The sequence below is a fragment of the Prevotella vespertina genome (assembly GCF_009728485.1).
In the GTDB taxonomy this organism is placed as follows: Bacteria; Bacteroidota; Bacteroidia; order Bacteroidales; family Bacteroidaceae; genus Prevotella; species Prevotella vespertina.
The window spans coordinates 241,423-264,613 of the sequence record NZ_VVIQ01000002.1 but is presented as its reverse complement, the minus strand read 5'-3'; the positions used below and the strand labels follow the sequence as shown (position 1 = coordinate 264,613).

21 protein-coding genes and 3 pseudogenes are annotated in these 23,191 nt (G+C 45.1%); 12 read left to right on the top strand and 12 right to left on the bottom strand.

Translation table 11 applies throughout. From position 1 onward, the window contains the following. The first annotated feature begins 41 nt into the window (after positions 1 to 41). The 3 genes and pseudogenes from F0475_RS02735 to F0475_RS02725 form a co-directional block, all read left to right on the top strand. Positions 42 to 1,439 (top strand): DUF4099 domain-containing protein, encoded by a 1,398-nt coding sequence (locus F0475_RS02735; protein WP_155715269.1) that lies wholly within the window; start codon positions 42 to 44, stop codon positions 1,437 to 1,439. 21 nt (positions 1,440 to 1,460) lie between these two features. After that, positions 1,461 to 3,532: pseudogene (topB, locus tag F0475_RS02730) on the top strand (DNA topoisomerase III). 92 nt (positions 3,533 to 3,624) lie between these two features. Then, positions 3,625 to 4,005, top strand: a pseudogene (locus F0475_RS02725) (hypothetical protein); the annotation flags it as partial. A 145-nt stretch (positions 4,006 to 4,150) separates the two neighbouring features. On the opposite strand, the gene F0475_RS02720 reads toward F0475_RS02725, so the two are convergent. The 3 genes from F0475_RS02720 to dcm form a co-directional block, all read right to left on the bottom strand. After that, positions 4,151 to 4,627 carry an HU family DNA-binding protein gene (locus F0475_RS02720; RefSeq protein WP_155715343.1) on the bottom strand — a complete coding sequence of 159 codons (477 nt, stop codon included), beginning with the start codon at positions 4,625 to 4,627 and terminating at the stop codon, positions 4,151 to 4,153. A 227-nt stretch (positions 4,628 to 4,854) separates the two neighbouring features. Then, complete coding sequence (locus F0475_RS02715) at positions 4,855 to 5,586, bottom strand: NgoBV family restriction endonuclease (protein WP_061869498.1); 732 nt, start codon at positions 5,584 to 5,586, stop codon at positions 4,855 to 4,857. 12 nt (positions 5,587 to 5,598) lie between these two features. Continuing rightward, positions 5,599 to 6,873, bottom strand: coding sequence for a DNA (cytosine-5-)-methyltransferase (dcm, locus tag F0475_RS02710; RefSeq protein ID WP_155715267.1), 1,275 nt, complete (start codon positions 6,871 to 6,873; stop codon positions 5,599 to 5,601). A 122-nt stretch (positions 6,874 to 6,995) separates the two neighbouring features. On the opposite strand from dcm, the pseudogene F0475_RS02705 reads away from it, so the two are divergent. The 9 genes and pseudogenes from F0475_RS02705 to F0475_RS02665 all read left to right on the top strand — a co-directional run. Continuing rightward, positions 6,996 to 8,177 (top strand): annotated as a pseudogene (locus F0475_RS02705) (DUF2958 domain-containing protein); the annotation flags it as partial. 257 nt (positions 8,178 to 8,434) lie between these two features. Continuing rightward, positions 8,435 to 9,688, top strand: coding sequence for a site-specific integrase (locus F0475_RS02700; protein ID WP_008822870.1), 1,254 nt, complete (start codon positions 8,435 to 8,437; stop codon positions 9,686 to 9,688). A 12-nt stretch (positions 9,689 to 9,700) separates the two neighbouring features. Further along, positions 9,701 to 10,984, top strand: a complete 1,284-nt coding sequence (locus F0475_RS02695) for a site-specific integrase (protein WP_155715266.1) — start codon at positions 9,701 to 9,703, stop codon at positions 10,982 to 10,984. Between the two features lie 55 nt (positions 10,985 to 11,039). Next, positions 11,040 to 11,525: a DUF1896 domain-containing protein gene (locus F0475_RS02690; protein ID WP_036894994.1), complete on the top strand. Its 486-nt coding sequence runs from the start codon at positions 11,040 to 11,042 to the stop codon at positions 11,523 to 11,525. Between the two features lie 27 nt (positions 11,526 to 11,552). Further along, positions 11,553 to 11,798 carry a hypothetical protein gene (locus F0475_RS02685; protein WP_118264313.1) on the top strand — a complete coding sequence of 82 codons (246 nt, stop codon included), beginning with the start codon at positions 11,553 to 11,555 and terminating at the stop codon, positions 11,796 to 11,798. Positions 11,799 to 12,188: 390 nt separating this feature from the next. After that, the gene (locus tag F0475_RS02680) at positions 12,189 to 12,458 is read left to right on the top strand and encodes a helix-turn-helix domain-containing protein (RefSeq protein ID WP_004359021.1); all 270 of its coding nucleotides are present in this window, start codon (positions 12,189 to 12,191) and stop codon (positions 12,456 to 12,458) included. 20 nt (positions 12,459 to 12,478) lie between these two features. After that, the gene (locus F0475_RS02675; protein ID WP_004359023.1) at positions 12,479 to 12,793 is read left to right on the top strand and encodes a helix-turn-helix domain-containing protein; all 315 of its coding nucleotides are present in this window, start codon (positions 12,479 to 12,481) and stop codon (positions 12,791 to 12,793) included. Further along, a complete protein-coding gene (locus F0475_RS02670; RefSeq protein WP_004359024.1) occupies positions 12,781 to 13,290 on the top strand; it encodes a DUF3408 domain-containing protein in 510 nt (169 codons plus the stop codon). Before F0475_RS02675 ends, F0475_RS02670 begins: the two co-directional genes overlap by 13 nt. 192 nt (positions 13,291 to 13,482) lie before the next feature. Then, a complete protein-coding gene (locus F0475_RS02665; protein WP_004359027.1) occupies positions 13,483 to 13,902 on the top strand; it encodes a plasmid mobilization protein in 420 nt (139 codons plus the stop codon). Between the two features lie 218 nt (positions 13,903 to 14,120). Here the strand turns inward: F0475_RS02665 and F0475_RS02660 are convergent, their stop codons facing one another. From F0475_RS02660 to F0475_RS02620, 9 genes are all read right to left on the bottom strand, one after another. After that, entirely contained in the window at positions 14,121 to 14,573 is a 453-nt protein-coding gene (locus F0475_RS02660) for a hypothetical protein (protein WP_008822864.1), read from the bottom strand. Between the two features lie 259 nt (positions 14,574 to 14,832). Next, entirely contained in the window at positions 14,833 to 15,420 is a 588-nt protein-coding gene (locus F0475_RS02655) for a peptidase (protein ID WP_008822863.1), read from the bottom strand. 25 nt (positions 15,421 to 15,445) lie between these two features. Then, positions 15,446 to 16,321, bottom strand: coding sequence for a hypothetical protein (locus F0475_RS02650; protein ID WP_008822862.1), 876 nt, complete (start codon positions 16,319 to 16,321; stop codon positions 15,446 to 15,448). Further along, on the bottom strand, positions 16,314 to 17,186 hold the full coding sequence (locus tag F0475_RS02645) for a hypothetical protein (protein WP_155715265.1): 873 nt from the start codon (positions 17,184 to 17,186) through the stop codon (positions 16,314 to 16,316). Before F0475_RS02645 ends, F0475_RS02650 begins: the two co-directional genes overlap by 8 nt. A gap of 278 nt (positions 17,187 to 17,464) precedes the next feature. Next, positions 17,465 to 18,163, bottom strand: coding sequence for an HmuY family protein (locus tag F0475_RS02640; RefSeq protein WP_008822860.1), 699 nt, complete (start codon positions 18,161 to 18,163; stop codon positions 17,465 to 17,467). Next, a complete protein-coding gene (locus tag F0475_RS02635) occupies positions 18,160 to 20,511 on the bottom strand; it encodes a TonB-dependent receptor (RefSeq protein ID WP_155715264.1) in 2,352 nt (783 codons plus the stop codon). The genes F0475_RS02640 and F0475_RS02635 overlap by 4 nt, the downstream gene beginning before the upstream one ends. A 78-nt stretch (positions 20,512 to 20,589) precedes the next feature. Further along, positions 20,590 to 21,222, bottom strand: a complete 633-nt coding sequence (locus F0475_RS02630; RefSeq protein ID WP_009228512.1) for a DUF4903 domain-containing protein — start codon at positions 21,220 to 21,222, stop codon at positions 20,590 to 20,592. A gap of 9 nt (positions 21,223 to 21,231) precedes the next feature. After that, positions 21,232 to 21,702 (bottom strand): hypothetical protein, encoded by a 471-nt coding sequence (locus F0475_RS02625; protein WP_008822857.1) that lies wholly within the window; start codon positions 21,700 to 21,702, stop codon positions 21,232 to 21,234. A 15-nt stretch (positions 21,703 to 21,717) separates the two neighbouring features. Beyond that, on the bottom strand, positions 21,718 to 23,112 hold the full coding sequence (locus F0475_RS02620) for a leucine-rich repeat domain-containing protein (RefSeq protein ID WP_020967129.1): 1,395 nt from the start codon (positions 23,110 to 23,112) through the stop codon (positions 21,718 to 21,720). Positions 23,113 to 23,191 lie beyond the last annotated feature (79 nt).

Below are 23,191 nucleotides of genomic sequence, written 5' to 3'. Positions count from 1 at the left end.
TTTTGTTGTTCGAAACTCTATACATATAATAGTAACAAATTATGGAATCAAACAGCAATGACAACTATGTGCTGGTCTTGGAAGACCGCACGGAAGTAAAGAACGAAAAGGAAGCAGGAAAACTCTCCGTAGTTTCAGGTATCGACGACAAGGGTAACCTCAAGACCACTGAAGCAACAGCTGCCAATCAGGCAGCGTTCTTGAAGTTCAACAACAAGGACGGACTTCTGAAGAACTTCATGACCAACTTCCTCAAACAGTTCAATAACCCGACTCATTTCGGGTTGTACAAGGTATTGGCAGACAATGTGGAGCAGGGCGTGGACAATCTGCGTACCATGCTGCAAAACCGCGAGAAGCTCGAAAGCAAGCAGCAGCTGGCTGAGATGGACATTCCCTTTGAGGACTATCTGCCTCGGCAGAAAAATGCCACCGCTATCGACCCTGAAATGGTGGATTGGAAGCAACTCGATAATCTCGGACTTACCCGTGAGCGATTGGAGCAGAGTGGAGAATTGGAAAAGATGCTCAATTGGCAAAAGACCAACCTCGTAACGATTGCTGTTCCTATCGGCGACACCATCATCTACACTGAAGCACGTCTTGCGCTCCGTACGGACGATAACGGCAATGTCGGTTTGGCAATTCATCCTTTGAGAAAAGAACCACAGCTTGACTTTCCCTATATGGGTTACAAGTTCTCTCCCGAAGAAAAGGAGGCACTTCTCGCTACGGGCAATCTCGGTAAAACCATCGAAGTGACTCCCAAGAACGGAGAACCTTTCTCTGCATACATTTCCATTGACCCACAAACCAATGAAATCATTGCTTTGCGTGCCGACCGAGTGAACATCCCCAAGGAAATCAAGGGCTTGACACTTTCTGATGCCCAGTATAAAGACCTAGTGGAGGGCAAAGCCGTGAAAGTGGAAGGCATGACCGCCAAGAGCGGCAAGTCCTTCGATGCAACCTTGCAAGTCAATGCAGAGAAGAAAGGCATTGAATTTATCTTTGACAACAACCGTGGATTTAAGGAACGGCAGCAGCAGACACAGCAGCAAGGCGTTCCGCATAAGCTCTGTGGCTTGGAGCTGTCAGATAAACAGCGTGAAGCACTCGACAGTGGCCACACGCTCTATTTGAAGAACATGGTGGACAAGGCTGGTAACAAATTCAATGCTTATGTTCGAATGGACAAGGAACAGAACCGCCCACGGTTTTACAGATGGAACCCCGATAAGAAGCAGGAAACCGGTAAGGAAAAGGTGGTTGCCGTAGCAGAGGAACACAAGACGCAGGTTGCGGTCAATAACCACGGCAAGACCAACGAAGCCACCAAGAACATAAAAGAACCACTCAAAACGGGACAGACACAGCCTACTGCCAAGCAAAAGAAGGACGAAAACAAGCAGAAGAAGTCCCGTGGACGTAAGATGTAACCCTTAATTCTATTATCGACTATGATAACTTGTATTATTGCCGAGAAACCCTCGGTTGCCAGAGATATTGCCCGCATCGTAGGGGCAAATAGTAAGCAGGATGGATATATGGAGTGCAACAGTTACCTTGTTACATGGGCAATGGGACACCTCATCGCCCTTGCCATGCCTGAAGCCTATGGCTTTTCTGCCTACAAAGCTGAAGACCTGCCCATTCGTCCCAATCCCTTTCAGTTAGTGGTACGACAAGTACGTAAGGACAAGGAGTATGTATCAGACCCTGCAGCATTGAAGCAACTTAAAGTCATCCGTTCATGCTTCGACAAGACGGACCGTATCATCGTCGCTACTGATGCAGGACGAGAGGGTGAACTTATCTTCCGCTATATCTACCAACATCTTGGTTGTAGAAAGCCTTTCGACCGTTTTTGGATAAGTTCACTTACCGATAAGGCTATTCGTGAGGGACTTTCCAACCTCAAACCTGGAAACTGTTACGACAATCTCTATCATTCCGCCAAGGCAAGAAGCGAAGCTGACTGGCTCGTGGGCATCAATGCCAGCCGTGCGCTGTCCATTGCCCACAAAGGCGGCTATTCTTTGGGACGGGTACAGACCCCGACACTTGCTATGGTCTGCCGTCGGTACATAGAGAACCGTGATTTTTCTTCCGTACCCTATTGGAAATTATCCGTCCTTACAGAAAAAGAGGGTTTGTCGATAAAAGCCGCTGGCAGTGAAGACTATGAGAGTGAAGCATTGGCACAGACTGCTCTCGCTGCACTTCGCAGTCAGAGCCAGCTTACAGTGGAATCGGTCGTAAGAAAGGTGGCTGGCACACCGCCACCACTCTTGTACGACCTTACTGCCTTGCAGAAGGATGCCAACAGACGCCACGGCTTTTCAGCGGACAAGACCCTCTCGATAGCCCAGAGCCTCTATGAGAAGAAAATCACGACCTATCCCCGCACTGGCAGCCGATACATCAGCGAGGATGTCTTCGAGGAAGTACCCGTCCTGCTCCGCAAGATAGGCAAGACACTATCCAATCCACTTAACCGCCACTCGGTGGACAATGCCAAAGTTACCGACCACCACGCCATCATCCCGACTGGTGAAACACCATCAGGATTGTCGACAGATGAAATAACTATCTATCAAATGGTAGTTAATCGCTTCGTAGAAGCCTTTTCTCCCGATTCCGAGGAAGAGCGTATGCAGGTACGGTTCACGGATGGCACCAACACCTTTACTTGGAAAGCATGCCGACAAATCTCCTTGGGCTGGAAAGCTGTACAGAAAGATAAAGAAGTAGAAGCTGAAAAGAAAGAAGATGGTGATGAATATATTTTGTCTTCATTGCCGAACTTAACAGAAGGTGAAGTCCTATCACTTGTTAATGCAGACATCACCGAGCATAAGACCAAACCTAAACCTCTCTACACAGAAGCGACACTGCTTTCTGCTATGGAAAATGCAGGTAAGGAAGTGGAAGAGGATGACAAACGCAAGGCAATGGCAGAGTGTGGTATTGGAACACCTGCCACCCGTGCCAACATTATCGAGACGCTTATTCTCCGTGATTATATCCGAAGAGACAAGAAATCCATCATACCGACAGAAAAAGGGCTGGCAGTCTATGAGATTGTCAAAGATAAGAAGATTGCCAACGCGGAGATGACAGGCAGTTGGGAACTTGCCCTTGCCGCTATTGAAGCAGGAAAGATGCCATCTGATAAGTTCGCACAGGGTATCAACTCATACGTAGGAACAATCTGCGAGGAACTCCTCTCGCTTTCTTCAGAGCAGAAGTCCTATCCTGTCTACCGCTGCCCAAAATGCGGACAGCAGAGTTCGGCATCTATGCCAAGGTAGCCAAGTGCAGGCATGAAAGCTGTGGCTTTCACGTGTTTCGTGAAGTCTGCGGCATACTTCTCTCTGAAGATAACATCCGTGACTTGATAAGCTCTGGTCGTACGCTTATCCTTAAAGGACTGACCAGCAAGGCTGGCAAGAAGTTCAATGCCCGACTGGTTTTGAAGGATGATTATACCACCACCTTTGAGTTTGAGCAAAACAAGAAACGGAAATAGCATATTACTTCATTTCTGATACTAAAGTCTGACATTACGGTCAAGCTTAGGTGTCAGAGTTATTATTCCCATAATAGAATACGTTATACCTTATGGCATACAATAAGAAAGAAGTCCTGCAAGCCAACACGGAAGCTATCCGTGTCGTGCTGCGCTTGGAAAAAGAACGCCGCGAAGCCACCGAAGCTGAGAAAAGTATCTTGCGGAACTATCAGGGCTTCGGTGGCTTGAAATGTGTACTCAACCGCACAGATAATCCCGATGATATACGCTATTGGAGCAAGTCTGAGCAGAATCTCTTTGAACCAACCCAACAGCTCAAGCAGATAATTTATCGTGAAGCCGTAGATGCCAACACCGCCAAGCGGTATTGGGAGAGCATCAAGGCAAGCGTACTGACCTCCTTCTATACCGATACCCGTATCGTTTCTGCCATCTCAGACGCACTTGCCTCCACAAACCTGCAGGTAAGATGATGTTTAGTCCCATCTATGGGCATGGATGCACACATTTGAAGTTAAAAAGAAAAAGGCTGCTCCAGCAATCAACTTTGCCCGAGCAGCCAATTCTTTTACTCACAAGGTTTGTGATTCTTTCACAACAACCGTTAGGCGCACTTTACGGTTCTGGGACAGGTTCAGGCTCTGGTCCTGGTTTCTTTTTCCCGATACCGCCCTCTTCTTTCTTCTTAGTCTCCTTCTTCGTCACCTGCTCATAGGCAACATCGGTCAGCGTGAAATACTTGGTTGATGCCACCAGTCGCACCACAGGCTTTTCGATATGCACCTGCGCACGGAAAGGCGTACCCACTTCAACGGCTTTACTCTTGAACGATGGCTTCAGCGTGCCGAGGTCACCAAAGTCCACGATGTCGCCATTAGCCACAATGTCGCGAGCCGTTTCAGTAGCAAGATTAAGGACTGCCGCTACTTCCTGTGGATTGAAAGTAGTAGACTTAGCCACCCGTTCGTAGAAGTTGCGGAAATCCACACGGTGTCGTCCCGTAGGTTGGGCAATCTGTACGGTTTTCTCACCCGTCTTGCCCACATTGAGCTTGCGCTCAGTCAGAATAAATTGTAAAGGCTTGTTTGCCATAGTATATACAAAGTTGGTCTGCATTGTTAGCCTTGCGTGAGTCGAGACCATAAGACCCACAAAGGTGGCTGTCATGGGCAACCAACAGCAAAGATAGTAATAAAATTTTATCAAACCAAGAACTAACAGAAAAAAGCTTAAGAGCTTTTTGCCGAAAGCTTAGGAACTTTTTAAATATTACTTATTAGCTTTCTGAAAGAATGGTAAGAATTTCCCAAGAAAAACAATTATTTCTTTCCTTGATAAATCTCCTCAATGTCCTCCCAGCGTGGAATAGTTATCTTTCGTCCAGAAAAAGCATTATAGCTATCCTGCATCTTCTTTCGCCAGCCGATGGACAATGCTCTTGTGTCGGGATAGTCAACCAGCGTCTGTTCTAAGGCTGAAAGATAATGTTCCAAGCTTTGGAACAACGGGAATTTTGCCTTATTGGCATACCATGTTGCAGGACGTATCTTGTTTATCTGCTCATTCTTGTACTGCACATTGAGTGCCCATTTGTCCGACGAACGACTTATTTCCCAAACGTTCTTTATCCACAAGTCTTTGATAGTAACAATTCCCTCGTCCGACATGTTATAACCGAATATCAAATACTTTGTATCCAGTTCCCATGGTTCTTTCAATATAGCTTTAGCATAACCCGTAAAGTCGGCGAGATCAAAAGCGGGCGAAGCGTCTCTGTTGAATGCCTTGACCTCTAAAAGAGAGTGTTTCTTGTCGTCAGGGTCGAGGTAGAAATCGGGTGGAAGTTGTGGATTATCACTTGGCAGGTAGGCTATTTCACGTTTTTTAAACCAGCCCTCCAGCCACTCTTGAACAATATTTCCCACAACATCTTTCTGTTTTACGATAATATCTACATCGCCAAGAAAGAACTGGATTTTTCCATCAAGGCTTTTAATGTCGTAATCATCTAATAGTCTGTTATAGACTTCTTCTGGTGTAAGTTTTTCCATATATTTGATATTTTAAATTGCATCTAATAGTCTTGCTGCAACTGCCTTGATGACAGGTACAACCACGGTATTACCCAATAAGTCGAAAGCTTCTTTCTCTGGCAAATCAAGCCTATAATCCTCAGGATAGCCGAAGAGCCTTAACCCCTCCCGAATAGTAAGCCGTCTTATTCCTCCTGTGTCAGGGACATAGAGTTTCTGCATATCCATAGCAACCAAAGTTGGAGCAACCTCATTGGGCGAAAGAACCTTGTTTACTTCAAAACTTAGTTTACCTGAAACGATATTATAACCTTGTGGCTTTGTTGTGTCGTATTCCCTGTAACTGGCTTTATTGCCGTTTTCATCTGTTACCCAAACTTTTTTCTTTGGAAACTCATACTTCAAATATCCTTTCTGTTCAAGGCTGCTAAGTAGGACATGCAAATCATTTCCTTTGTAGAACGAAGCTATCATGTCAGCAGTCAAAGGCATTCCGTCCATCCATTCAATGCCATATAACTCTGCCCACTTCTTCTTACGTCGTTCAGTTAAAATCTGATTCAAGAGCATACGTTCTGCTTTGCTCGTAGGACCTTTTACCTGTAAGTCCCAACTATGGATATTATTTTTTCCACCACGCTTGTCCTTGATGGATTTCCCATAAAGTTCTTCTAAAGTAAAATTCTTCAAGAGAAGTCGGGTAAACTTTGTATTAGAAACCGTTTTCCCTGTTTCCATAATATCACGCATACAACGATGAACTATTGGGAAATCAGTTAAATCAGGTGCTTTCTGCAATGTCCCGACAATATAAATTCTTTTACGTTCTTGCGGTACACCGAAATCCTTTGAGTTAAGAATACGATGACTGACTTTATAACCAGCAGAATGAAGATGGTCTAAAATAATCTTGAGAGTTTTTCCACCATCATGATTGACCAGTCCCTCAACGTTTTCGAGAATAAATCCTTTAGGCTTCTTTTCTAATAAGATACGTTCAACGTCAAAGAATAATGTTCCTCTCGTATCAGCAAATCCTCTTCTATTACCTGCTGCACTGAAAGCCTGGCAGGGGAAACCTGCACAAAGAATGTCGAAATCGGGAATGTCAGCCGCATTTACTTTGGTTATATCACCTGTAATCGTATCTGTGGGGTGATTCTGCTCAAGCACTTTTATGGCATGGGGCTTAATCTCCGAAGTAAAAACACACTCGGAAACATCAGCACGCTCTGCGATTGCTTGTTCCAATCCTTTGCGTATTCCGCCAATCCCTGCGAAAAGGTCTATAAATCTTATCTTCATCGTATTGTCTCGCCAAATATTGACTTGCAAACTTACGAAAAAATAACGATATAAACAATAAAGCACAAGCATATATTAGGTTTATGTGAGAAACTTTTTGTATTCAATAGCTACAATCAATAATCCGAATTTGGGACGCACATGCCATCCAGATGGCAAATGCCAAGATTGAAGAAATCAGACAGGGCTTTGTCGATTGGCTCGGACGTACACCTGATACCTTCAAACAGCAACTCTCCGACAGGTACAACCGCCTTTTCAACTGTTTTGTGCGACCCAACTTTGACGGTACGCACCAAACTTTCCCCGACCTTGACCTCAGACGGTTGGACATTGCCGACCTTTACAAGAGTCAGAAGAATGCCGTGTGGATGCTCAAAACCAACGATGGCGGCATCTGCGACCACGAGGTGGGAGCGGGAAAGACACTCATCATGTGTACGGCAGCCTACGAGATGAAACGGTTGGGGTTGGCGAATAAACCAATGATTATCGGACTGAAAGCAAACGTCTTTGATATTGCCGACACCTTTAGGAAAGCTTATCCTAATGCTAAGGTACTCTATCCAGGTAAGAATGATTTCAATAAGCAGAACCGCCAGCGTATTTTCAACGACATCAAGAACAACGACTGGGACTGTATCATCCTCACGCACGAGCAGTTCGGTATGATACCGCAGGCATTGGAGATACAGGAGGCTATTATGCAGAAGGAACTGGACTCCGTAGAAGAAAATCTCGAAGTGTTGCGACAACAAGGAAGAGACATCTCCCGTGGAATGCTCAAAGGCTTGGAGAAGCGCAAACAGACACTTGAAGCCAAGTTACAGAATATACAGGACAGCATCGCTGAGCGTAAGGACGATGCCGTAGACTTCAAGATGATGGGTATCGACCACCTCTTTGTAGATGAATCGCACCAGTTCAAGAACCTGATGTTCAACACCCGCCATGACCGTGTGTCGGGCTTGGGCAATCCTGATGGCTCACAACGTGCCTTAAACATGCTCTTTGCCATTCGTACCATACAGGAGAGGTCTGGCAAAGACTTGGGAGCGACTTTCCTTTCTGGAACGACCATTTCCAATAGCCTGACGGAACTGTATCTTCTGTTCAAGTATCTGCGTCCGCAAGCTTTGGAGAGGCAGGGTATCAACAGCTTTGACGCATGGGCAGCAGTCTTTGCCAAGAAGTCGACCGACTATGAGTTCTCCATCACGAATGACATCATACAGAAGGAACGCTTCAGAACATTTATCAAGGTGCCTGAGCTGGCGGCGTTTTATGCGGAAGTATGGGAGTAGAAAGCAGAATATGGCATAAAATTCATATCTGACTGAAATACAGCGGATATTGCTTGTTTCTTCTTAGGGTTGCATCATAGAAAACAGGCAGAAAAGGGAGCGAAAAGGAGGGAGTTCAGTTACCAAATCGTTCGAAAAACGATGAAAGGAAAAGGACGGCTGAAAGTGGTAACTAAAACGGCGTTTTCTCTTTCATTATCAATGTTTTGCACCACTCAAAGTTCCTCAAAGAAGTGTAATTTTGCAAGTAAAAAACAATGGAAAAAGAAAAATTCAAGCTGCTTTTCTACCTCAAGAGAGGTACGCAGGACAAAAACGGAAAAAGTCCCATCATGGGACGCATCAGCGCAGGAAGCTCTATGGTACAGTTCAGTTGCAAATGCTCGTGTACTCCTCGTTTGTGGGACAGTCGCAAGAACCGACTGCTGGGCAAGAGTGCCGAAGCCGTATCGGTAAACAAGGAACTTGACCGCCTTCAGGTGAGTATACACAAGGTTTATGAGTCTCTTTCGGGTAAATCCGATGCTCCCATCACGGCAGAGCGAGTACGGGAGCTTGTATTCGGACTGAACAGTGAGTCACAAGGACTGCTTTATCATACGGACGAGTATATCGACCGCTTCCGTGAGCGTGTGGGCATAGACCGCAGCGAACGCAGACTAAAATGCCTGTTGCTCTTTCACAAGCATCTGGCAAACTTCGTCAGGTATCGCTACCGTGTGGAGGATATTCCCGTGCAGAAAGCCGACATCGCCTTTATCAAAGACTTGGAGGACTACTTCGCCAAAGAAAAGGGATTCAAGCTCAACACTTCGGCTGGTTATCTCTCCATGCTGGCTTCCTTGCTCAAAGACCTGCATAAACGGCACATCATTGACACCTATCCCTTCATCAACCATTCCATTCGTTGGGAAGCGGGTACTCCACGTTACATCACGAGGGAGGAGGTAAGCCGTATCGCAGCCTTGGGAGAAGACGAACTGCAAGGCTATGAAAAAGTGTCGAGGGACATGTTCCTTTTCTCCTGCCTGACGGGACTTTCCTATACCGACGTGTATCACTTGACGGAGCAGCACATCTTTCACGAAGCGGGAATGACTTGGATACGCAAGCCGAGAATAAAGACGGGCAACGTGTGCCACATCCCCCTACTTCCCGAAGCCGCTGCCATTATCAAGCGTTATCGGGGTATTCACACGAGGGCTTTCCGACACGAACCGCCCAAGGGGTATCTGCTGCCCATACCCGGATGCGACACGGTAAACATACACCTCAAAAAGATAGCACGGCTTTGCGGTATTCAGAAAACGCTGACCTATCACATGGCACGGCATACCTTTGCATCGCAGATGACACTGTCGGAAGGCGTGTCCATTGAGAGCGTTTCCAAAATGCTCGGACACAGTCAAATCAAAACCACGCAAGTGTATGCGGAGACTTCTCCCGAGCGTGTCTTTCTGGACATAGAGAAAATACTTCCACAACTCGCACATTATCAACTGACCAACTAAAACCGCAGAACAATGAAAAGTACATTTGCCATACTATTCTACATAGATAGAAGCAAGACCAATGAAGACGGACTATGCGTAATCCGCTGTCGTATCACCTGTAACGGCACATCCTCTTCGTTTTCCACACAGCTACAATCCGTTCCCGACGAGTGGCTTGCCCGAAAAGGGCGCATCAAGGCGACAGCAGGTAATTCAAGCGGCATCAATCTGCAACTGAACTCAATCGAAGAGTGCTTGCATTCACTCTATGAACGTACATTAAGGGAAGAAAACTATATCACGGCGGAATACCTCAAGGAGCGTTATATGCAGCAAAGTCGCCCTATGCCAACACTTACGGAGTTATACCAAACCGTCTGTAAAGAAAAGGAGGATTTGCAGGGCAGAACACTAAGCAAGGCGACCGTCAGGGCTTTTAAGGACAGCTACAAGAGTTTTGTTCATTTCCTGCAAGTAAGGGACAGGGCAGACTGTATGCCCACAGAGGTGGACAAGACTTTCCTTGAGGACTATCGCCTTTTCATGCTTCGGGACTTGGGAAACAAGGAAAGCAGTGTCGGCAACCGCCTACGCCACTTGCATCAGGTCATTCGCAAGGTATTGCAGGAGCGATACGTTCGTGAAGACCCTTTTGAACTCATAGACATAGAAACGCCTACCTACGAGCGCAATGCACTTACGGCGGACGACCTGCAAAAACTCTTGGCTTACCGTCCGCACCGCTCGACAGACAACCATTGCAGACTTATTTTCCTCTTGGGATGTTTTACGGGGCTGGCATTTTCCGATTTGAAGAAACTCAGAATGGATGATGTCTATAAGCTCGGTGATGGACGCAGATATATCTCCCTCTGCCGAACAAAGACACAGAACAGAAGTATTGTCCCGTTGCTGCCCGTTGCCGAGAAAATACTCGCCATTGTGAGCCACGGACGAAGGGAGGGGCTTTTCTTTCGAGAGTTTCCCAGCAACAGTAATTTCAATAGAACTATTCAGGAGATTTGTATTAATGCGGGACTGTCACCGCATACCCAAGCGACCTCGCACACCGCACGGCATACCTTTGCCACGACCATCTGTCTGGAGAACGGACTTCCGATAGAGACGGTGAGCAAGATGCTGGGGCATCGCTTTATCTCCACGACCGAGATTTATGCACGGGTGACCAAGAGCAAGATTGCCAAGGAAATGCAACCCCTGATGGGTAGTGAGCATACAAGGGTACTGCGTAAAGCCTTACGGCTGTGTCCGTCAAGAACACCGAAAAAGTCAAGTCCCATAATTGGGATGTAACAGCCGTAATGAATGATTCAAAAAAAAGAAGTCCAACTTTTTAACAAGAAAAACAATGAAACAGAAGAACAAACAGGAACTTTCCTACTTTCGATTGAAGTTAAGAAGTTACATGAGTGAGCATCACCCCGAAAAGTTGCAAGATACGGAGTTTATCACTGCACGGGCAGATATGGCTCTCACAGTTTACTGCGATGCTGTAGCACAAGGCTTTACACACATTGAAGCGGAGAGCATGGCAAGCGAGGCATTGTATCAAGGCTTGCACTTTTCCAAGTACGATACGCTTATATCCGTGTTGGAAAACGAGTTTGAAAGGGAACTTCCTGCACCGCTCCCAGAGAAACTCGTACCTATACTGTTGTCGAACAAGGCTGTTCAAGCCACATTCGACAAGTTCGGTTTGACGGACACATTGGCTTCTGACGAGCAATACGGCCGTCTTTACACCGAACTGACAGGCACGATAGTGCTGCTCATCGAGAGCAACAATCTGCCAACGGTCAGACTGACGGAGGAAGCAAGCCTGAAGGCGTTGTAGGCAAAGGCGGCGCACGCAAAGTTCCTGATGCCGTTTCTTATCGTGCAAAGGTACAACGGCAGCCTGTCTGCCCTGACAAGGTCGAGTCCTGCGGATGGAGAGAAGAATCTCCACCGCAGGATTTCTCTGTTTCAAGGTGGTATTGCCATTTTCTATATCCATGCGGTCGTATTCATCTCTCCCAACCTTGCAGGGCTGGGCTGCCGTAGAGAGTATAGGCACGACAAGAATACGGCATACTCAGGCTCTTTGGACGCAAGGCGTAACAACTAACAACAGATAGGACTGACGATAATACGGACAATCTATTGTTTGTACAATTTGTTGTCATGACTATCTGTTGTCAAAACTATATATCGTCAAAATAATCTATCGATAAAACTATCTATCGACACTTCGACATCTCGATTTGTCGAACTATCGAATTATCGATAAAACAACAAGATAATAAAAGGAACGAGCCGGCACCTCATCTCATTACCGCAATAACACAGACGGATTTCCTTTGTTTTTCTATTGCTTTCTCTCTATTTCCCTGCTTATCCTCATTTCTTGCAGTGGTGCTTCCGAGGGGTTACTTTTGCACCCGAGAAGTACGGCAATGGACTGCATAACAGTTTGTTTGCTGAGTAACAATAAAGTAATCAAAACAAAATTAAGGCAATGAAACTCATTATCATCGACCGCAAAGCGTGGGAGCGACATCGCTCCGAATTTGCAGACTTTATCCATCGTGTGGAAAAACTCATCGGTAATCCTCCCAAGACCGAGCAATGGCTCGACAACGAAGCCGTGTGCAAGCGTTTAGGCATCAGCAAGCGTACCCTACAATCATACCGAGATACGGGCAAAATCCCTTTCTCCATGATTGGACATAAGTGTTATTACAAACAGACCGACATCTGTGAAATGCTGAATGCAGTCAAGGATTGAAATCAAAGAATGAATGAATTATGGCAGAGAATGAAATCATTACGCGGGAAGACCCTCAGATGCAGTTGTTTTCACAACTGATGGAAGGCACTTTGAAGAAGTTGGAGCGGTATTGCTCTACCGCCCGTCCGATGCTGAATGGTGAGGTTTACCTTTCGGGTGAGGAGGTTTGCAGCCAATTACGGCTCAGCACACGCACGCTCCAAGAGTACAGAAACTCAGGAACGCTTCCTTTCTACAAAATCGGAGGGAAGATACTCTACAAGCAGAGCGACATACAAGCCATGCTTGAAAAACACTATAACCCGATACCCAAGAAATTATGGCAAGAATAGATGAAAAAAGGAAACAACGCTTGGAACAAGCCATTAGAGATATGGGAAATTATGGCGTTAAGCTCCGCAAGCCCGAAGAGTTACCCGATTTTGACCAGCCCTTCGATTATGAAGAGGAAAAGAGAAGGTTTGAGCCTGTTGATAAAGTTGAGGAACAAAATGACAAGGAGAGTAACAAGGATTTTTCTCAACCGTCCTATCAAGAAACAGCGTTGTCGCCAACAGAAAGGGCTACTTCTACCGAAGAATTTCATCAAAGAATGGGAAAAACAAAGGACAGAAAGCAATTATCCGAGTTTCAGGGGAAATATCTCCAGCCCTTTCGCAACAGCCACCGCAAAGCCGTGTATGTATCAGAGGAAACCCAACGAAAGTTAGACTTCGTGGTGCGGAGAATCGGTGAGCATGGAGCGAGCGTTTCGGGATATGTCGAACAGGTACTGCGGGAACACCTCGACCAATACAAGGAAGATGTGGAAAGATGGAGGAAACTCTGAATTACTGCATTCCTCGAATGCAAACCTACGCCGAGTTACTGTATTCAATGAATGCAGTAACACAGCAGGGGCTTATAATCCCATTTTCTACATCAGCAAGGTGTGTCTTTGTACCACAAATTGCCATTTGTACCACAAAGACCCTTGCCCCGAAAGGGGATTAAATCACTCCAAAGTCGTGATTAGAAAGCAATGAAGAAGCAAAAACAAAAGAAGCCAGACGGCAGATGTGCCACCTGCCCACGATGGGACAGATGGCACATCAGAATACCTAATTCCGAAGACCAGCAGAAACTTATCAGACTCTATCGCAAGTCGGGAGCAAAGACAAAGAGCGACTTTGTCCGAGCAAGGCTTCTTGGTGAATCTTTTAAGGTCATCACCCAAGACCCTGCAAAAGAACCTTACTTGGAGAAACTCTCAGAAATCGTTGCCTTGGCTCATAAGATAGGAGTTCTGTACAACGAAGTCGTGAAAGTCCTCAATACTTATCATTCTGTTGCCACTGCTCAACAACTGCTCGGCAAACTCGAAACCTATTCCCAAATTCTCATCAGACTACAACAGCAAGCAGTACAACTGACAAAATCCTTTGGGAGTAGAGAAGAATGAATGCTGATAAATCATAACACCCATACTCGTATCGTACCGCGAATGTCCAATCCCTCTTTGGATGATACAAAAGGGTCACTTTGAACGATTACATAGGACCAGTTTCAACGATTTTTCCACTCTGCCCTAATACTTTATCTTTTGGAAAGTACATTGATAATCAGATAATTATTTCAATAACTCCCGATTTGGAGTATTACCCCACATTTATTATTTTTTTATTTTGACAATTCCCGATTTGGGGCATTACCATGACCATTAACAAACACAAAGTCTGTATAATCCCCTATAACTAACGTATCTTTTGAAATTTTCCGTATTTTGTAATCAACATATGGATAGAGCTTTTCCACAGGATGTGGAAGTTTCCAATAAATAAAAACTCGCATGCCATCAACATCAAACACTTTAGGGAATAAAATGTCCTGTTGGGAAGTAAATTCTTCATCTCCTTTCTTATTATAAGAATTGAATCTTAAGCCTTCTCTGGCAAATTTAAAAGAAGAACCAAAATTAACACCTATCCAATACTTTACACTGTCATCAGTTAATAATTGGATAATTTCTGAATTGCTAAGTTGCCCATTGCCAGATTCCATTGTTTTATGAATAGAATGGCAAGAGAACATAGTCATTATACCTATAATAAACAATATTTTATTTTGTTCCATACACTTACAAGATTATTTTGATGCAGGTACAATAACTTCTTGCAAATTAAATATAAAATTCACCATATTATTTTCAAAACTGAAAGTCGCAGTCCCTATAAACGCATCATTTAATCTATAAATATAATTATCAATTTGGGGCTTGGACAACTTTGGAATGGCTTTAGTAAGGCTATAATAAGCATAGGATGCCTGTGATTGCCTGTAGCTCTCTGGAACATTATTCCATGACTTATGGTTAGTTTGAGAAATAATAGCCTCAACTTCTCCAATTGTCCCTCCATGGGTTTGAGGATTGTATCTGTGTATAAGGAGGAAGCGAGGTATAGACAAAGGAACGACTGAGCACTACAAGGGTGTCGCCATGCGAAGCGATGTCCGTAAATTTCTCCTCATCCTCCAGTGACATATTCACCTCATGCCATTTGTTATGCACTCCATAGCGATAAAGCCCGAAAGGTGAGACAGCAAATATCCTTCCATTATCAAGCCTTATGACATTTTTGATTTGACGATAGTCTGCACCTTCTGGCAACCCCTCATTGAAATCCTTGGAGTCGGTAAGCCAGATGCCACCATTGCCATAAAGCAACAGTTGGCGACAAGAATCCACATTCCTCATGGAATCTACCATTAAATCCTTGCCAATGTCAAGCGTGCCTCGTAGCAATCCACCATTCCAATTCCGAAACTCATAACGACTTGGCAGGTACTTCCTGCTCACGTTCACCTCCTTGATGAGTGAACGATGATTGAGCAGGATGCCTGACACGCAGAACATCAGCATGAAGAAGCTCAAGCCGATACCAAGCCATTTATGTTGTTTTCTCCAAGTTCCTTTCTTCATTGATTTCCTTATCTGATTATCTATCTTATTTCTTTTCTTTCTTCGCCCTTGCATCCTTGACAATCTTTCCTGCCAAGAAACAAAGTTCTATCACCATTACCACCCAATGCCAAGGATATTCGCTCGGATGTGCAATGAGCTTCCCGATGATGCCCGTGCGATTAAATGCCTCTACCGCTATCCAGAACACGATGACCGTTGCCGTACCCATTCTGATGTTTGCTCCCCACGATTGCAAGTGGAGTTGCTTGCGAAATACGTATGGGGCGGAAAGCAAGGCACCGAAGGCTACACCGAAGGTGACTGGACTCTCACGACCAAACAATTGAGGATCGTAGAGGTTCATCAGCAGGAGATAGCAAGTCCAGAGCATTGTGTTGATTTCCATGAAGGTAACAATGCTGGTGTGGCGTGTCATCGGGCGAGCGGCGATGAGTCGCTTGTTCTTCCCCAAGAAGAGCGTCTGCCACCAGTTGAGGAAGTTGCAGGCATTTCGGGAACAGAAGATGTAGAGCAACATCACCATTGCCCACAAGCCAAAGGTGGCAGGGAGCAGAAGATATTCAGGGCGGCTCAACACTTCTCCTGTCACTGGGTCAATCTCAGCATGTGTGCCCCAACGATGGGCATAATACATGAAGAGGAAATCCACCCAACCCGTCCAGTAGAACATGCCACCGATAAGTCCGAGCAAGGTTTGGCGAGTCTGTCCCTTGACGAAAACACCGACCACCACCATCACCAAGCCCACGAATCCCACAGCCATGCCAGCACCCAACAGTTGCGTGCCGTCGTAGTTGTCCTTCAATACTCGTGCCACCAAGTGAACCATGGGCATGCTTCCCAATATCACGCCCATCGACACGATGGATTTCCACCAATATAGTTTCTTGTTACTCATGGCTTTTCTTCTTGTGAGCTGCAAACATGATATAGACGAGCAATGCCACGAATGCCACGAGGATGCAAATCATCTGGGTAGTATACTTCTCCGGCTCAATCCAAATCTCCTTGAAAAAGTCAAGGCGACCAAGCACTTCCACAGGTACCCAGAACACGACAACCGTTGCGATTGCCATGCGGATGTTTGCACCCCATGAGGCAAGACGCAGTTGGCGACGCAATATAAAGAACGAGCCTATGAGGCATCCCACTCCTACGAGGAACGTAACGGGATGGTGGTCGCCGAGGAAACGCTTGTCGTAACAGAACATCAGCAACAGGTAAAGCCCCCAGAGCATCATATTGAGCTCCATAAAGGTTACGATGCTGGTGTGGCGTGTCATGGGCTGGGCGGCTATCACCTTACGCTTTGTGCGGAAAACGACTTTCTGAATCCATGTGATGAAGTCGCAACCGTTGCGGGTGCTGAACACATACATCGTCATCACCATCATCCATAATCCGAACGATGCGGGCATGATAAGGTATTCGAGCTTGGTTACTATCTCTCCGTTTTCAATCTCGGGCTGAACACCATAGCGACGGGCATAATAGAGAAAAAGAAACTCCACCCAGCCTGTCCAAAAAAGCAGTCCACCGATGAAACCCCACAATGTCTGCCGAGTATCTCCCTTTACGAACACGCCGATAATGACAAGGATTAAACCTACAAAGCCCATCATAAAACCAGCGATGTGCATGGCTCCCTCGCCCATGAATTTTTCCATGAGTATCATCAGTGCGTGTCCCAATGGCATGGCGAAGAGAACTAACAGAAAGGCTATAAGAGTTTGCCTTGGATAGTATTTTTGTTTATTTTTCATTCTTTTCTTTCGTTTTAGTCAATCTGTTATTTGCCAACAGATAAGAAGATAGTGCAAAAAGCTCATTAGCTTTTCTCAGATTGGTAATTAGCTTTTTCAAAATTGGTCGTGAGCTTTTTGAAGGATGTTCATTAGCTATTTTTCTGTTGCCTATTGACTTTCTCGGGATTGCTCATTAACTCCTGTCTGATTGATAATGCACTTTTTGAAGTTTCATAATGCACTTTTTTGAGTTTCATAATGCACTTTTCGTTGATTGGTAATACACTTCCTAAAACCTACCGGAGTTCATCACAATAATAGCTCATCTGTCCGCCCGTGTCGCCTATTTCGACATCGGCTTTGTACCAACTGATGATCTGTAATTTGAAATATCGCTCTCCGTCGGCAGTGCGTACCACGTATGTATGGAACGAGGGTGCATATACAGGTGGCGGACCTGTGAAGGTCATCGCTTTTGCCAATATGGGGTTAGCATCTGTCTGTGTCGATGCAGGACCGCGATTGGGATCGAACCAAGGATTCTGTTCAAAGTCGAGTTTATTGGCGATGAGATACTTGTTCCAGTCGTTTTGCGACATGGTGATATATACCGAATGGTCATCCACCACCCATTGTAAATTGGTTGGCAATTGCGCCACCGTTTTCCAAGTGTCGTAACTGCCGTATCCTAAGTCGGCGGCTCCGCCTTTTCCATTACCCGATGTTCCGCTATTCGTTCGCATACGGTAGCCGCAAAAGGCAATGTCCCAGTCGGTACGTTCCCGCTGTTCGCCCTCTTTAATGTCGCCATTGGGCTTGTCAAGGTTGAATATTTTTCCTGTGCGCAAATTGATGTACAGCCAATCGTTGGTAATGCCAGTGGTGTATCCCGTAACTCTTGGCAGCGTTTTGCCCGTAAACTCCTCCGCATCGTAACTCACGCACGAGGACAATGCTGTCGTTAAAGCGAAAAGTATGAATATGTATTTTCTCATTTCTTTCTTTTTAATGATTTTACAATGTCATCAACAAGAAACTCCACTTGCACATATCCCTTTGCACCGCTGGTGGCAGGAACATTGAACATAGTGATGCCCGACCCCAAGGTGTGGGGCACATAGTTGAAGATGTTATCTACTCCGAGCGTAACTTTCACTTTGTTGTAGAATGTCTGCACCACTGCCAAGTTACAGAGTGCATAGGTAGGCAGCGTGCAGCGGAAATAGGCATCGTAGCTCTTATGATGTTCTTCCACCCACACACGATCTTGCACATCAAAGTTTTTCTCGCCCATGAGCGATGCACTGAAGATGGTTTTCAAGCGGTAGTTAGGCTTGTTATATACATAGTCGATGCTTGCCGTGGCAGCATGTGGCGACGTGGTATTCACTTGTATGCCATCCTGCTTGCTCACGTTTACATAGCTGTAAGTTCCGTTCAGGGTAAAGTGGTCGAGGAAATGCCACTTCAGGATAGCCTCGATTCCGTACAGACGCTGACTGCTGAGATTGGTGTATTCGAAGTTGTACTGCATATCGTAAATATGCCATACGCCCTCTATCTTGTTACGGAACTTATTAATGTAAGCATTTACATTCATGAAGAAACCATTATGGGTGTATTCTGCTCCCAAAGAGAAATAATGGTTCTTCTCTGGCTTCAGGTCTTCGCTACCCCTTATCTGGAACATTCCGAGATGATCCCAGTTGAAGAACAGTTCCTTGATGCTGGGCGCACGATAGCCCATGGAGTAGTTGGCACGTATTGCCCAATGCTCATCAGGCGAATATTTAACTGCAATCTTTGGCATATACATAAATCCGAACGCCTTCGAGAAGTTAGTGCGCACGCCTGTCGACAGCATCCAATGCGTGTTTGCCGTCCATTCATCTTGCAGGAAGTATTCCGTCTCGTGCAGTGCCCGAGTGGTCATCTTACGGTTTACAAATCGGTCGCTGGTGAGTTCATCCGAAGTATGTTCCACTCCAAGTATGATGCTGTGTCCGCTAAAGTAGGTACTTGTCAGTGTGAGACGTGGCTCGAATATTTTACTCTTGTACACCTTCTTGCGTTCATCGATACGCTCGTGCCGTTTGAAACGGTCGTAGAAATCGTTGTGTATGCTAAGGTTTACGGTAAACCAGTCTTTTACATTATATTTCGCCTTAACGCCTGCCATGAAGTCGCGACTCTGCGAGAAGGTCATGTCTTGTATCAGGTCGTATGAGTTCATGAAGAACATCGAACCATACACCTGTACCGACAGGTTTCTGTTAGGCTCGTAATAGAACTTCTGCGCTGCCGAGATATGCTCCGTTCCCTCAATACCCATTGGTGAACGGACGGCAGTGCCGTTTAGCGTGATGTCGTGAGGGAGGAATGGGTTAGCCTCCTTTGTGTAGGTCTTGCTGTCGTTCTCCGCCTGATACAGATAAAAGGCATCGCTCTCACTATACCATACGTCGGTTTGTGAGGTGAAAGCCTTGTGCTTCACTCCTGCCGAAAGCCATGCTTGCAGGTTAGGGCGGTCGCTGTTCTTCTCAAACATATATAGAAAATCTTTTGGAGACGGTGTCTTGTAGTTGCGCTCGTTCATCTGTGCCCAGCGCATACCTGCCTGAATATCCAATGGTTTGGTCGCTTTTTTAGAAATAAGATTGATGACCGCACCCGAAGCACGACTGCCATACAGAGTACTGCTGGCACCCTTTACAATCTCCACACGGTCGATGGCGTGCAGATTAAAGCGTTCGTAGTCGAGGTTGCCTGCCATATCGCCCGTCATTCGTTCACCGTCTTGCAGAAAGAGAACGTGGCGCGCGTCGAGTCCCTGCATCGAGATTTCGTTGCCGAAACCCACTTTCTGAATGTTGAGTCCTGGTGTCTCTTGTTGCAGGGCATGTTGTAGGTCGCTGTACCCTGCATCAACGAGTGCCTTTCCGCCCAATACCTGTGTGGTAATGGGCGAAAGTTTTACGGGGCGCTCTGTTCGTGAACCTGTTACAACGACATCGTTCAGGTGCAGCACGTCTTCGCGCATAACAATCTTTATGTTGTTTTCCTGTGGCGGCACACTTCCTTTTACGGGGACGAAGCCCGTTGCATGGACATTATAGTATAGTTCCTTTCCCTTTTCTATACTTAATATCACCTTGCCTTCAATGTCGGTAATGGTATTCTTAACATCCAACATCTCTTTGCTCGTGGCATATTGCACAGTAGCCCCTACCAAAGGTTGCTGCGTATCTTTCTCAAGTATGGTTATCCTTACCCTGCGCTGTGCCTGTGCGCTTATCGCCAAAAGCAGGCAAAGGAGTAAGAATAAGAATCCTTTCTTCTGCATCGTTTCTTTTTATTATTGAAAAAGGAAGTGAAAGCACTCACAGCCCCTCACTTCCTTTATTGTCATATTTGTAACGTATTACAATCCGTGTTCCTTCTTATAGGCTGCCAAGTCCTTCTCGTATTGGGCAAACTCGGCTTCGTAATTGTTGATACGGTTCTTGTCGATGGTCTGCAAGAAACACTCGGAACGTACGTTCATCATGTTGTAATCAACTATGAATGTAATCTGGTTTGTTTTCACATTCAGATAGCCTTCTACACCTGCGCCACTTCCTTGCTGTACTCCGGAATCATCTTTAGGATTTCCCGTAACGCTACCGTCCTTACCCTTAAACTTTATCCAGCCATCCCCTTTATATTCGTCTTTTTCCCAAGAGTTGAGTTGCATAAACTTACATTTGCATGAGAAATACACAATCAATGGCATCTTGCCTACGGTAAAGCCATCGAGCGTCAGACGAAGACTGTCCTTCTCCCAATTGAAATTAAATTTAGTAGGACATCCTTGGGGCAGGAGGGTCTTATCGACCGTGTTCATTGTCGCTTTTGTGGAAAGGACAATATCTCCTGACAAAATATCCTTTGCCTCTTTTAGGTATTCCTGAGCGGGGGCTTTTTGTTCCAAATTGTCATCACTGTTACAGGAAGATAAACCCAATGAGAACACTGCCAAGAGGCAAAGGATACATTTTACTGTTATGAATCGCATGTCGCCTTGTTATGGTTGTAGCGTACCGTCAAAAGTAACAGAAGCAGGGAAGACAGGAACAAATTGCCAACCTGCGTATGTGTCAAGAACGAAATGGAGTTCATTATTTACAAGAGAGCCTGTAAAACTGGATAATTTAATTTTAATGGGTAATCCACCATCCAACAACATCAATTTACCGGCATAACCGCCTATGGGGGTCGTTGCTGTAACAACTCCGTTGTTGATAGAAACTTTAAGTTCTACTTTGATTGTTCCTGGCATCTTGCCAATAGGTCCCACTGTACCTCTCAAATCATACAGGTTACCACCAGTGCTTGTCAATGTAAAGCTCTGATTTGTAGCATCATTGTATGATTTCCCATTCATAGTAATGTTACTCAACGTACCATTGTAAGTACCTGTCTGCGCATTAGAATTTACTGCAAATCCTAAAATGCTGATTACCGTCAATACGGTAGAAATAAATAAATGTTTCATCTTTTTTATGTTTTGTTAATTATTAATTAGTGATGACCATTCAACTCCATCTATGTAGCCACCACCACTGGTCAAGACCTTGAGATACTTCTTGATAAAGTCTTTTGTTTCCTGTCTGTCAAACACGTCTTGCGTACACGCAAAAGAGGTTTTTTTATCGTAGGTATGAAATTCCGTCAATTCCGGATAGGTAACACGACAATTCGCAGATAAACCACCAAGTTCCAAATTGGATATCATCTTAAATTTGGACAAATCTACCTGTTCTAAACTCTTCATATTCGCAAATGTTATCATATAAGATCGCAATCCGCTTTTTTCCGGTAAAGCTATCTTTTTCAAATCCGGGCATTCTACAAAAACAAGTGAGGAACCACCGGGACCATCCTGTTCCTGCTCAATCGCTCTCTGACCAAACAGGGTACTATGGCTTAAATCTATTTCGCTAATACCGCTAACCTTTACCCATAGGAGACCTGTCATGTTTGTAGCATCCTCAAGATTGATGCCTTCAGAGGCATCCACGTCTGTCAATGACAAGGTCATGAGACCGCTACAGGGTCTCAGGTATGGGAGTTTCGCTTTGTTTGTCAGGTTTACAGTAAGAAGTTTGCCGTCCCAATAAGGATTGTTCACAATATATTGTACCCCTTCCAGTGTTTCAGCAGTGGCTACTCCATACCACTTATTAAATACACAGGCATTCGACCTATCTTTGTTGCTTAACCGCTTGCTGATGTCAATATGAATACCGTCTTCATCAAAGATGCTGGAAAAATATTTTTTGAAATTAGCCCTTATATTCTCATCAGGTATCTCGCGAATGGTATTGTATTTCTGCAAGTCGCCTTTTGCTGTTTCCATCTTCACGTCTATACTTCCAGACTCAATCTCTGCCTTCTTCTCTCGATAGAAACGCACAAGGTCTTTGATGTTGAACTTTGCTGTCTGTGGCAAGTACAATTTTGTGATTTTGTGCAACTGTGTTACGGTTTCATCACCATTCTCTTCCGTCTTTACATTCACCAGTCCTTCAAAGTCATAAATGTCGTTGCCCGTCAAATCTACACCGGTAATTTGTGCTGGCAGCTGAGCGAAGTCGAAAACAGGTCCATACCCGTTATTGGAGAGTTTTACATCTTTTAGGTTTGGAAGAATATCAAGACCGCTGAGATCCTTCAGGTTTGTACCGCTAAGGTCAAGCGATGTGGTATTGTTGGCCAAATCGTTGAGTTCCAACTTACCGTCTTTGTCGAACTGATAACCTTTCGATTTCAACACAGTCATCAATTCTGTATTTTTAAGGGAGTTTGTGCTGTAATGAACTGTATTATCATCACTGCTACATGAGGCAAGTCCCATCACAAGGAATACCAATACTGGTAATGTTAAATTCTTTACTATTTTCATTTTCGATAATAAATTAATTGTTTTGAGTTGCAAAGGTAGGAGCCTTGTTTGGATTTCACAATACCTATTTCTTATGATT